This is a genomic window from Pseudomonas sp. GW822-FHT02G04 (assembly GCF_058802085.1).
The window spans coordinates 1-12,327 of sequence record NZ_JBXANU010000006.1; the positions used below are offsets into that span (position 1 = coordinate 1).

At 58.0% G+C, this 12,327-nt stretch carries 11 protein-coding genes; 2 read left to right on the forward strand and 9 right to left on the reverse strand.

Translation table 11 applies throughout. The annotated features are described in order from the left end of the window. Window positions 1-238: 238 nt before the first annotated feature. From msrQ to AC1RO5_RS10130, 6 genes are all read right to left on the reverse strand, one after another. Complete coding sequence (gene msrQ / locus AC1RO5_RS10105) at window positions 239-859, reverse strand: protein-methionine-sulfoxide reductase heme-binding subunit MsrQ (RefSeq protein WP_493174779.1); 621 nt, start codon at window positions 857-859, stop codon at window positions 239-241. Then, on the reverse strand, window positions 859-1,872 hold the full coding sequence (gene msrP, locus AC1RO5_RS10110) for a protein-methionine-sulfoxide reductase catalytic subunit MsrP (protein ID WP_493174780.1): 1,014 nt from the start codon (window positions 1,870-1,872) through the stop codon (window positions 859-861). Before msrP ends, msrQ begins: the two co-directional genes overlap by 1 nt. 63 nt (window positions 1,873-1,935) lie before the next feature. Continuing rightward, complete coding sequence (gene pssA / locus AC1RO5_RS10115; protein ID WP_008006914.1) at window positions 1,936-2,793, reverse strand: CDP-diacylglycerol--serine O-phosphatidyltransferase; 858 nt, start codon at window positions 2,791-2,793, stop codon at window positions 1,936-1,938. Between the two features lie 145 nt (window positions 2,794-2,938). Continuing rightward, window positions 2,939-3,955: a ketol-acid reductoisomerase gene (gene ilvC, locus AC1RO5_RS10120; RefSeq protein ID WP_003228216.1), complete on the reverse strand. Its 1,017-nt coding sequence runs from the start codon at window positions 3,953-3,955 to the stop codon at window positions 2,939-2,941. A gap of 47 nt (window positions 3,956-4,002) precedes the next feature. Beyond that, a complete protein-coding gene (ilvN, locus tag AC1RO5_RS10125; RefSeq protein ID WP_003205610.1) occupies window positions 4,003-4,494 on the reverse strand; it encodes an acetolactate synthase small subunit in 492 nt (163 codons plus the stop codon). A gap of 2 nt (window positions 4,495-4,496) precedes the next feature. Beyond that, a complete protein-coding gene (locus AC1RO5_RS10130; RefSeq protein WP_007938031.1) occupies window positions 4,497-6,221 on the reverse strand; it encodes an acetolactate synthase 3 large subunit in 1,725 nt (574 codons plus the stop codon). Between the two features lie 399 nt (window positions 6,222-6,620). On the opposite strand from AC1RO5_RS10130, the gene AC1RO5_RS10135 reads away from it, so the two are divergent. Beyond that, window positions 6,621-7,043, forward strand: a complete 423-nt coding sequence (locus AC1RO5_RS10135; protein ID WP_493174781.1) for a DUF4124 domain-containing protein — start codon at window positions 6,621-6,623, stop codon at window positions 7,041-7,043. A 125-nt stretch (window positions 7,044-7,168) separates the two neighbouring features. On the opposite strand, the gene AC1RO5_RS10140 is transcribed toward AC1RO5_RS10135, so the two are convergent. Genes AC1RO5_RS10140 through mrcB form a run of 3 tightly spaced genes read right to left on the reverse strand, consistent with a single transcriptional unit; the run spans window position 7,169 to window position 10,573 of the window. Further along, window positions 7,169-7,504: a YqcC family protein gene (locus AC1RO5_RS10140; RefSeq protein WP_493174782.1), complete on the reverse strand. Its 336-nt coding sequence runs from the start codon at window positions 7,502-7,504 to the stop codon at window positions 7,169-7,171. Continuing rightward, complete coding sequence (locus AC1RO5_RS10145; RefSeq protein WP_493174783.1) at window positions 7,504-8,238, reverse strand: tetratricopeptide repeat protein; 735 nt, start codon at window positions 8,236-8,238, stop codon at window positions 7,504-7,506. Before AC1RO5_RS10145 ends, AC1RO5_RS10140 begins: the two co-directional genes overlap by 1 nt. A gap of 16 nt (window positions 8,239-8,254) precedes the next feature. Further along, window positions 8,255-10,573 (reverse strand): penicillin-binding protein 1B, encoded by a 2,319-nt coding sequence (mrcB, locus tag AC1RO5_RS10150; protein WP_493174784.1) that lies wholly within the window; start codon window positions 10,571-10,573, stop codon window positions 8,255-8,257. 118 nt (window positions 10,574-10,691) lie between these two features. Between mrcB and AC1RO5_RS10155 the strand changes: the two genes are divergently transcribed. Continuing rightward, window positions 10,692-12,248: a bifunctional aminoglycoside phosphotransferase/ATP-binding protein gene (locus tag AC1RO5_RS10155; protein WP_493174785.1), complete on the forward strand. Its 1,557-nt coding sequence runs from the start codon at window positions 10,692-10,694 to the stop codon at window positions 12,246-12,248. Window positions 12,249-12,327: the final 79 nt, after the last annotated feature.

Consider the following 12,327-nt stretch of genomic DNA (forward strand, 5'->3'; position numbering starts at 1 on the left):
TTCTACAGCGTTAGTCGCTGCTGTCAACACCTCTTTTTCTCCGCTTTCGACCGAGAAGATCGAACCGTCAATAAGGCAACAACATACTGCCTTACCAACTCCTTCTGGGCTTCGATGAACTGAAGCGTAACCGCTGCCGAAAACTGCATAACTCATTGTTTACCAAGGAGTTTTCCGTTTCGACTGCGCCGGAAGTGGGGCGAATTATAGACGTCCAGAATCTGCCGTCAACCTTTAATTACGCCTTTCTTGCAGAAGGTACCTTTTTAACAATTAAACGTGGAATTCGGCGGGTTACAGGCGGCAATCTCAAGACTAATAACAACGCGCCTATAGAAGCGTAGATCGCCCACTCCCTCAGATCAGCACGAATAATCCACAACATATGCAGCAGCCCAAGCCCGAGAATCACATAGACCAACCGATGCAATTTTTTCCAGCGAACGCCCAAATGCCGCTGACTGTACCGATTGGAGGTAACCGCCAGCGCCAACAAACAGAGAAACCCCAGCGCGCCGACAATAATGTACGGCCGCTTGCGCAACTCGACACCCAGCTGTGACCAATCAAAGCCGAGGATGAATGCCGTATAACCGCTCAAATGCAAAACCACATAGGCGAAACACCACAACCCCAACTGCCGCCGGACAGCTATCCACCCCGACCAACCGGTGAGTTTCTGCAAAGGCGTCATGCTTAACGTAATGAGCAGCAGGACAAGCGTCCCCAACCCCAGACGATCAACCAGCACCTTTCCTGGATCAGGTCCCAGCACATCCGCCCAGGCTTGATACAACCAAAGCAGCGGCCAAATCGCTGCGGCGATAAAGACACCAGTACGCCAGAACAGATATCGCATCAGTAATTCTTCCGCAGATCGAGCCCTGCATATAAAGAAGCGACTTCATCCGAGTAGCCGTTGAACATTTGCGTGTCCCGCACATTGGGCTTGAACAGACCGCTCGGCAAACGCCTTTCCCGCGCCTGCGTCCAGCGCGGGTGGTCGACTGTCGGGTTCACGTTCGCATAAAAGCCATACTCATTCGAGGCAATGCTCTGCCAGGTGGTTTTCGGCTGCTCACTGACCAGGCTGATTCGCACGATGGACTTGATGCTCTTGAAGCCGTATTTCCACGGCACCACCAGACGTAGCGGCGCACCGTTCTGATTGGGCAACTCACGCCCATACATGCCTACCGCGAGAATCGCCAACGGATTCATCGCCTCATCCAGGCGCAGCCCTTCTACATATGGCCAGTCGATCAAGGCGAAGCCAGAACGCTGTCCAGGCATACTCTTGGGATCTTGCAGGGTTTCAAAGCGAATGAATTTGGCCTTGGACGTCGGTTCTACTTCCTTCAGCAAAGCCGAAATTGGAAAACCTATCCACGGAATGACCATCGACCAGGCCTCCACACAGCGAAGACGATAAATACGCTCTTCCAGCTGATAAGGCTTCATGAAGTCTTCCAGCGCATACCGCCCCGGCTTACCCACCTCCCCGTCTACCACCACGCTCCACGGCTCTGTTTTTAGCGCACCGGCGTTGGCCGCAGGATCGCCTTTGTCGGTACCGAACTCATAGAAGTTGTTGTAGTGGGTCGCATCCTTGAAAGGCGTGATTGCTTCATCCTTGACGTTGACCGCCCCCCATTTAGTGGAAGGCAGTTTTTCGGCAAACCAGGACGGCGCCTTGCCAGGCTCGACATCGGCATAACGCGCAGCATCGTCGGCACTCGCCCAGCGCGGCAGCGTACTCACAGCCAAACCGGCGACGGCGGCGCCTAATATATTGCGACGGGAAAGGTAGAGAGATTCAGGCGTGACGTCCGACTCATGACAGTCAGACGCTTTGGGGACTTTGATCAGCATGGCAACTCCGCAGCATTGGAGGACAGATGCACCCATAGACTGCGGAGTATGAGGGAAATTACATCACTCGGCTTTTTTGTGCCGACGAAGACGCAGCAGGTACTGCACCGGCCCGGAAGCCGCATAGGCAAGGAAAACCAGCAGCAGGATGCGCGGTGGATCACTGAATACAACGGCAAATACCAGCACCACTGCCAGGATCGCGACAAAGGGAACGCGCCCCTTCAAGTCCAGCTCCTTGAAGCTGTTGTACTTGATGTTACTGACCATCAGCATGCCCGCGGCGGCAACCATCAGCGCAACCAGGAACGACATTTTGGAGCCCTGAATGCCGTAATCGCTGAACGCCCAGACAATTCCCGCGACCACACCGGCCGCAGCCGGGCTGGCCAGACCGATGAAGTAGCGCTTGTCGGCGGTGCCGACCTGCGTGTTGAAGCGCGCCAGGCGCAACGCCGCACCCGCCACATAGATGAAGGCGACCATCCAGCCGACCTTGCCCATATCACCCAAGGCCCAGCCGAACGCCAGCAATGCCGGCGCGACACCGAAGGCAACCATGTCCGACAGCGAGTCGTACTCGGCACCGAAGGCGCTTTGGGTATTGGTCATGCGCGCAACGCGACCGTCGAGACCGTCGAGCACCATGGCGACGAAAATCGCGATCGCGGCAAACGCAAAGTACTTGCTCGCCCCGATCGCATCACCAGCACTCAAGGCACTCTGGGCGCTCATCGAGTTGATGATGGAATAGAACCCTGCGAAGAGGTTCGCAGTGGTGAACAGATTCGGCAGAAGATAGATACCACGATGCCGGACTTTACGGCCTTCGGCATCATGCCCTTCTTCGATGTGCTCATCGATGGGCAGAAGGCTTTCGGCGTCAGAAGCCTGCTTTGGCTCTTCGGGACGTTCGCTCATGGACATTACCTTGCAACGGGGTGGAAAGTTTCGACAGGTGTCTGGGACGACGGTTCGACCGCAAACGATGCAGCTTTATACCAGAACCGGCGGATCCAAACGAAAAAACGCGGCCTAGGCCGCGTTTTCCGTACAAGCTCGTGACTTAGTTCTTGGCTTTGTCGACGATCTTGTTGGCACCGATCCACGGCATCATGGAGCGCAGTTGCTCACCGATGATTTCGATACCGTGAGCGGCGTTGTTACGACGCTTGGCGGTCATCGAAGGATAGCCGGTGGCGCCTTCGCTGATGAACATCTTGGCGTATTCGCCGTCCTGAATACGTTTCAGGGCGTTGCGCATGGCCTGACGGGATTCGGCGTTGATTACTTCCGGACCTGTCACGTACTCGCCGTACTCAGCGTTGTTGGAGATCGAGTAGTTCATGTTGGCGATACCGCCTTCGTACATGAGGTCAACGATCAGCTTCAGTTCGTGCAGGCATTCGAAGTAGGCCATTTCCGGCGCGTAGCCAGCTTCAACCAGGGTTTCGAAACCGGCTTTTACCAGTTCAACGGTACCGCCGCACAGAACGGCTTGTTCGCCGAACAGGTCGGTTTCAGTCTCGTCCTTGAAGGTGGTTTCGATGATGCCGGTACGACCGCCACCAACGCCGGCAGCGTAGGACAGTGCAACGTTTTTGGCGTTGCCCGAAGCATCCTGGTAGATAGCGATCAGGTCAGGGATACCGCCGCCTTTGACGAACTCGGAACGCACGGTGTGGCCCGGAGCTTTCGGCGCGATCATGATCACGTCGAGGTCAGCGCGCGGAACAACCTGGTTGTAGTGGATCGCGAAGCCGTGGGAGAAGGCCAGGGTGGCGCCTTTCTTGATGTTCGGCTCGATTTCGTTCTTGTACAGGGAGGACTGGAACTCGTCCGGGGTCAGGATCATGACCAGGTCGGCAGCTGCTACGGCGGAAGCAACGTCGGTTACTTTCAGGCCGTGGGCTTCGGCTTTGGCAACGGTGGCCGAACCTTTACGCAGGCCAACAGTAACGTCAACGCCGGAGTCTTTCAGGTTGCACGCTTGAGCGTGGCCTTGGGAGCCGTAACCGATGATGGCAACTTTCTTGCCCTGGATGATCGACAGGTCGCAGTCTTTATCGTAGAAAACTTTCATGAATTTCCCCTTTATATCTGGCCCTTCAGGCCATTCGCTAATTTGGTTTAGATGCTCAGTACTTTGTCGCCGCGGGCAATCCCGGTGACGCCACTGCGTACGGTTTCCAGAATCGAGGCAGTGCCGATCGATTGAATGAAGCTGTCGAGCTTGTCGCTGGTACCGGTCAATTGAACGGTATACACGCTGGCGCTGACATCAACGATCTGCCCACGATAAATATCGGTGGTGCGCTTGATCTCGGCGCGCTGGGCGCCGGTGGCCTTGACCTTGACCAGCATCAGTTCGCGCTCGATGTGAGCACTCTCCGACAAGTCGACCAGTTTGACCACTTCGATCAGCTTGTTCAGGTTCTTGGTGATCTGCTCGATGATTTCATCGTGGCCGACAGTGGTCAGCGTCAGACGCGACAAAGTCGGGTCTTCGGTTGGCGCCACGGTCAGGCTTTCGATGTTGTAGTTGCGCTGCGAAAACAGGCCGACTACACGAGACAGAGCGCCCGGTTCGTTTTCCAGAAGCAGGGAAATAATGTGCCGCATGATTAAGTACGCTCCGTCTTGCTCAACCACATATCGCGCATGGAGCCGTCTTTGATCTGCATCGGGTAGACGTGCTCGCTGGTATCGACCTGGATATCGAGGAACACCAGGCGATCCTTCATGGCGAAGGCTTCTTCCAGCTTCGGCTTCAAGTCCTTCAGGTCAGTGATGCGGATGCCCACGTGACCATAGGCTTCGGCCAGCTTGACGAAGTCAGGCAGCGATTCCATGTAGGAGTGCGAGTGACGGCTACCGTAACTCATGTCCTGCCACTGGCGAACCATGCCCAGCACGCCGTTGTTCAGGTTGACGATCTTCACCGGCAAACCGTATTGCAGGCAGGTCGACAGTTCCTGAATGTTCATCTGGATACTGCCCTCGCCCGTTACGCAGGCGACGTCAGAATCCGGGAAGCTCAACTTGACGCCCATGGCCGCCGGGAAACCGAAGCCCATGGTGCCCAGGCCACCGGAGTTGATCCAGCGGTTCGGCTTGTTGAACTTGTAATACTGCGCCGCGAACATCTGGTGCTGACCCACGTCGGAGGTCACAAAGGCGTCGCCCTTGGTCACTTCACACAGGGTTTCGATCACGGTCTGTGGCTTGATGATGCTGCCGTCGCCCTTGTCATAAGGGAACAGGCCGCGGTCACCGCGCCACTCATCGACTTGCTTCCACCAGCTGGCAACAGACTCCTTGTTCGGGGTCTCGCCGATTTCCTTGAGGATCGCGACCATTTCGGTCAGGACGCTCTCGACCGGACCAACGATAGGCACGTCTGCCTTGATGGTCTTGGAGATCGAAGCCGGGTCGATGTCGATGTGAATGATCTTGGCATTCGGGCAGAACTTGGCCGGGCCGTTGATCACGCGGTCATCGAAACGCGCGCCAACTGCAAGGATCACATCGGCATGGTGCATCGCCAGGTTGGCGGTGTAGCTGCCGTGCATGCCGAGCATGCCGATGAACTGACGGTCGGTGCCAGGGTAGGCACCCAGGCCCATCAGGGTATTGGTCACTGGCAGGTTGAGCATCTTCGCCAGTTCGGTCAGCGGCGCAGAGCCACCACCGAGGATCACGCCGCCGCCCGAGTACAACACAGGACGCTTGGCCGCCAGAAGCATTTCGGCTGCCTTGCGGATTTGCCCGGAGTGACCGCGAACGGCCGGGCTGTAGGAACGCAGCTTGGCTTTTTTCGGGAAGATGTATTCGAACTTCTCGGCCGGGTTGGTCATGTCTTTCGGGATATCGACAACGACCGGACCAGGACGACCGGATTGCGCCAGGTAGAACGCCTTCTTCATGACTTCCGGGATTTCCGAGGCGTGCTTGATCATGAAGCTGTGCTTCACGATCGGCCGGGAGATACCGATCATGTCGGTTTCCTGGAACGCATCGGTGCCTACCATGGTGCTAGGCACCTGGCCGGAAATGATCACCATCGGAATGGAGTCCATGTAGGCCGTGGCAATACCGGTGATGGCGTTGGTTGCGCCCGGGCCGGACGTCACCAGTACCACGCCGGCTTTACCGGTGGCACGGGCATAGCCGTCAGCCATATGGGTCGCAGCCTGCTCGTGACGAACCAGGATGTGGGTCACTTCCGGTTCTTTGAACAGGGCATCGTAGACATGAAGAAGAGCACCGCCCGGGTACCCGTAGATATATTTGACGCCTTCGTCACGCAAAAAGCGGACGAGCATCTCACCGCCAGATAAAAGCTCCACGTTGTTCACCTCTAAAACGCCAGAATACCGCCCACATACAAGAGGACGGGTCTTAATAGGTTTACTTCTCGGCAGAGCATGAGCGACGGTGGTCGCCGACTACGTCAGCACTGACTGAGCAAGTATTGGGATCGTCCCAAGTGTTGCGGGCCTTTCCCACCCAGCGCGAGGTAACGCGTTGCGGGTGTAACAGGTCGGCGCGGATGTGCGCCTCATGATCTACCGAGTGGGTCTGCTTCTGGCAGTCCCTCTACAGCGGACTTTGGATTCTTCTGTTTCGCCCATCGCAAGTCAAGCCGTCAATGTGCTTTATTGAACTAAGCGCATGAGAACGCAAGAAAAAACCTTTAAACCGCAACTGTGTTAGCTTCAATTGCGCACCCATGACAAGGAAATCGCATGCGAACGTTCATCTTCACCGCCAGCCTGCTGATCAGCCTGAGCCCTTTGTGCATGGCGGGTCAGATCTATAAATGGGTCGATGCCCAGGGCGTCACCCATTTCGATGCGCAACCGCCCCAGGGCCGAGAGGCCACCTTGATGGTCACGCCCTCCCCGCTCGTCGGCAAGCCGAGCGCGCCATCGCGCGGCAACGTCATAGGCGATCAAAAAGCCATCGATAAAAAAGTGAAAAAGCAGGTCGCCGAGCAGCAGGCCCAACTGAAGGTGTTCTGCGAACAAGCCCGGACGAACCTGGCTCAACTGCAGAACAATCCGCGATTACGGGAGGAAGTCGACGGCGAGACGCGCCGCCTGACCGACCAACAACGTCAGGAGCGCATCACCGAAGCACAGAAACAGATTACGAAAAACTGCATGTAGGAGCTGTCGAGTGAAACGAGGCTGCGATCTTTTGACGTTGCTTTTAAAAACAAAATCAAAAGATCGCAGTCTCGTTTCACTCGACAGCTCCTACGGTTCCTACGGTTCCTACAACGGATCGGGAGTCAGCGGGAGGCAGTGATCAACCCGTCGAACTCTTTGAGCAGTACCTGAAGCTGCCGATCCTTGCCCTGGACGTTGCGGGAGGCGAAGACCATTTCGGCCATCTCCTGAATCCCCGATGCGTTGGGCAATGGCAGATCCTGCTCCAGGATCGACTTCATCCTTGGCAGGAAGATCCATTGCAGCCATTGCTCGAAATCCAGCGTATCCACCGAAAACGGTTCAACGCTGGAAAGCGCCTCAGCGGACGGCGGCACTTCATCCCACCAGCCCTGAACGCGCAGTTCGCGCTCGATCAACAGCAACTGCTCGGCAATCTTCGGAAAGCGCATATCCATCACAGCGAAACCTTGGCCTTCTGACGAGCCAACGCTGCACCGGCCGGGTCACCCTGCTTCTCACGGGCCTGGGCGATCAATTCCCACAGGCTGGCCTGAAGATCCGGACGCCCATTGGCGAACGTCAGGCCACGACGGGCAAACTGCTCGGCCTGCGCCGCATCACCTTGAGCCATACGTACCTGGGCCAGGCGATAAAGCACTTGCGGCTCGCGCGGTGCAACACGCTGGGCACGTTCGAGGCTGGAAGATGCGCCATTAAGGTCGCCACTGGCCTGTTGCTGCTGGGCGGTGGTCAACAATGCCAGGACCGGACCGTCCAGTTGCTCATCGGCGGACAGACCGCCGGAGTTCGCCGAAGGAATCCCACTGGGCGTCGATGGCATGCTGTAACTGCCCTGATTGATCGGTGCCGACTGAACCGGCGAGGTATCAATCGGCCCCGGAGTAATCGGACCCGGGGTGATCGGCGAAGTGCTGATCGGTGCCGAGGAGACGGCGCCACCACCCGGGACCATCACCACGACGCCGGTGTCACCTTGCGGGATCGCCTGAGTCTGAGCTTGTACAGGACGTTTCACCGTCGACTGACGGAAACCACCATTCGCCGAAATCCGCTCGCTGTTGGAGACGGCAGTACCGGAATCCACAACCGGGATCGAACCACGCTGTACAGTGGAGCAGCCGCTGAGCAAAGCCACGGCAGTCACCGCTGGAATCAACCACTTGTTCACTTCAAATCCTCTTTGCTTAATTCATCCAGCCCTTGACCCAATCCATCACCGATTCAGCAGGGCTTTCGCCACCGCAAGCAGCACCGGGAGGCGGTTCGCTGCCGCGAATATACGGCATCTGCACCGCGCCTGGGCAGTTGGCTTCGGAACCTTGCCCGGTACGTGAATCGACCCAGGCCTGAACAATGTTGTCCGGCTGCGGCATGTCCAGCGGCAGCGGATCGGCCTTGCGCATGAAACTGGTCCAGACCTGCAACGCACCGGTGGCACCGGTGAACGGTGTCTTGCCATTATCATCGCGCCCCAGCCAGACCACGGCCAGCAGATCCTGACTGAAGCCGGCGAACCAGCTGTCCCGCGAATCGTTACTGGTACCGGTCTTGCCGGCCAGGGTCAGGGTTTTCGGCAACACGTTGTAAACCGAACTGCCGGTACCTTCACGCATGACGCGCTGCATGGCGTTCTGGATCAGGTAAATGGACGCCGGATCAAATTGCTGCTGAATCTGGAACGGATAACGCTTGAGCGGCTCTCCCTCGGCAGTCAGTACGCTGCGAATCCCGCGCATCGGCGTATTGAACCCGCCATTGGCCAGCGTCTGGTACATGGTCGCCACTTCGATCGGGGTCATACCGCCGGCACCGAGCAACATCGACGGGAACGCCGGGAACTCGCGACTCACCCCCAGTCGTGCAAGGGTCTTCAAGACATTCGGCACGCCCACCGCCAACCCGAGACGCGCGGTCGACAGGTTGTAGGAATGCGCCAACCCTTGATAAAGGAATACCGTACCGTGAGAACGGCGATCATAGTTCTGCGGTTTCCAGATCTGACCGTCCGCACCCTTGACCGAGAAGTAGTCGTCCGACAGCCAACTGGTCAACGTGTACTGGCTCGGTTTCTCAAGGGCCGTCAGATAAACCGCCGGCTTGATCAAAGAACCGATCGGTCGTACCGCGTCCAGCGCCCGGTTGAAACCGGCAAAACTCGCCTGACGGCTACCGATCATGGCCTGGACTTCGCCGGTTTCCGGGTTGGTCACGACCATCGCCGCTTCCACGTCATCGGAACCCTTGCGACCCGAAAGACGTTTGAACGTGTCATTGACCGAGGCTTCGGCTTTCATCTGCAGGATCGGGTCGAAACTGGTGAAGATTCGCAGCCCTTCTTCGGTCAAGTCTTCGTCGCGGTAGTCTTCGCGCAACTGACGTTTGACCAGATCGAGGAAGCCGGGGAACGAGCTGTCGGCCAACTTGCCGCGAGTGGTCACACCCAGTGGCATTTTCTTCGCCGCCTCAACCTGCTCGGCGCTGGCAACGCCTTGTTCCTTCAGAACATCGAGTACCAGATTGCGCCGCTCCAACGCCCGCTCAGGGTTGCGACGGGGGTTGTAATAGGACGGCCCCTTGACCATGCCCACCAACAAAGCGACTTGATGCAGTTTCAGCTCGGACAATGGCTGCCCGAAGAAGAACTGGCTGGCCAGGCCGAAGCCGTGCACCGCGCGCTGACCATCCTGGCCGACGAACACTTCATTGAGGTAAGCCTCAAGAATTTCGCTCTTGTCGTAATGCAGCTCAAGCAACATCGCCATCATGGCTTCGGTGAGCTTACGGGTCAGGCTGCGCTCATTGGTGAGGTAGAAGTTCTTGACCAACTGTTGCGTCAGCGTACTACCGCCCTGGGTCATCTTGCCGCCCGAGGTGTTGACGTAGATAGCTCGGGCAATCGACTTCGGCGACACGCCCCAGTGGCTGTAGAAATCCCGGTCTTCTACGGCAACCAGGGTTTCGAGCAGATACGGCGGAACCTGATCGATCTTGATCAGGATGCGGTCTTCAAGGTTTTTCGGGTAAATGCCGCCGATCAGCAGCGGCTCCAGTCGCACCACGGAAAGCTTCGAACCGTTGGTCGCCGAGAGCTCGGCCACGTAATCGCCGGAGAACCGCACGCGCACGGGCTGCGCCTGCTCCATGCCTTCATAGAACTGGAAGCCTCGGGTATTCAAGTCGACGGTATTGCCATTGACCGCTGCCGCGCCGGGGCCGTTGCTGACCGCTTCGCGCCGGTAGCCCAAGGCATCGAGTTCGGTGAGGAAGTCGTCCTTGCTGAGCTTCTGTCCGACGAACAGCTCGAGCGGGCGCGCGTACACCTTGGCCGGGATAGTCCAGCGCTTGCCGGAGAACTTCTCCTGGACCACGGCGTCGAGGTAAACCGCGAACCCGGCGAGCACCACAAGGCCGACCAGGCTGAGTTTAAGGGCCCAGCCCAGCCAGGGGCGCATGCCCTTGGAAGGTGGTTTTTTAGGGGTGCGGGGGGATCGAGTTCGAGTCATGGCGGCGGATTATACGCACTTTATTCATCCTCAACAGGAGCCCTCTGAGGTTTGCGTCGGACGGACTTGCAGCCATAATGACGGCCTTGAATTCCCCCCAGACTCTGAAGGATCACCTGTGAGCCAGTCCCTGATCGCTGCCCTGCAAAACCCGGCCCTCTACCCGCATCCCGTAGAAGGGTTCCAGGTCATCGAGACCCATATTTCCTGGGTGATACTCACAGGCCCCTATGCTTATAAAGTGAAGAAGCCGGTGAATTTCGGCTTCCTCGACTTCACCAGCCTTGAGGCTCGCGAGCATTTCTGCGGTGAAGAGCTGCGCCTGAACCAGCGCTTGACCCATGACTTGTACCTTGAAGTGTTGCCGATCACCGGCAGCGCCGAGGTACCACAATTGGGCGGCGACGGTCCGGTTGTCGACTACGCCCTGAAAATGCGTCAGTTCCCACAAAGCCAACTACTCAGCACCCTGCAAGCCAACGGCGAATTGACCACCGCGCACATCGACGAGATGGCCGCGCAGATCGCTCAATTCCACCTCAGCGCACCGAAAGTGCCCGCCGAACACGAAGCCGGCACGCCGGACAGCGTCATGGCGCCGGTACGGCAGAACTTCGAACAGATCCGCCCGTTCCTCAGCGACAAGGCCGATCTGCTGCAACTCGAGGCACTGCAGGCCTGGGCCGAAAGCAGCTTCGAGCGCCTCAAGCCGCTGTTCGCCCAGCGCAAGGCCGACGGTTTCATTCGCGAATGCCATGGTGACATTCACCTGGGCAACGCTACCGTCATCGACGGCAAAGTGGTGATCTTCGACTGCATCGAGTTCAACGAACCGTTCCGCTTCACCGACGTTTACGCCGACACCGGTTTCCTGGCAATGGACCTGGAAGACCGCGGCCTGAAGAGCCTGGCGCGCCGTTTCATCAGCCAATACCTGGAACTGACCGGCGACTACCAGGGCCTTGAGCTGCTGAACTTCTATAAAGCCTACCGCGCGCTGGTTCGCGCCAAGGTCAGCCTGTTCAGCATGCCGGCCGAGGCCGACCCGGTGCAGCGCGCTACCACTCTGCGTCAGTACCGCAACTACGCCAACCTGGCGGAAAGCTACAGCACCATTCCTTCGCGTTTCCTGGCGATCACCCACGGTGTTTCCGCCGTCGGCAAAAGCCATGTGGCCATGCGCCTGGTGGAGGCATTGGGCGCCATTCGCCTGCGTTCGGATGTCGAGCGCAAGCGTATGTTCGGCGAACAGACCGTACCGAACGACCCGCAGGCCGGCATTTATAGCGCCGACGCCAGCGTCGCCACCTATGCCCGTCTGCATGAAGTTGCCAATGTGATTCTGCGTGCCGGCTTCCCGGTGGTGATCGATGCCACTTATCTCAAGCGCGACCAACGCGACAGCGCGGCAAAAATCGCCGAGGCCACCGGCGCGCCGTTCCTGATCCTCGATTGCGACGCACCGCAAGCGGTGATCGAGAGCTGGTTGAAGCAACGCCAGGCGGACAACAACGATCCGTCCGACGCCAATCTGGCTGTTATCGCCGCCCAGCAAGCCAGCCGCGAAGCACTGACGCCAGCAGAAATCCTCTGCAGCAAACGCGTCCAGACCAATGAAAGTGGCACCCTCGACACCGTCGTAGCGCAGATTCGCCAGCGCCTGCCTGGCCTGTAAGAAACTATTTCAACCGTGAAGCCCTCGCCGGCTTCACGGCTGTCAAATAGTGGCACTATACTGGCGTCATAAAACCATC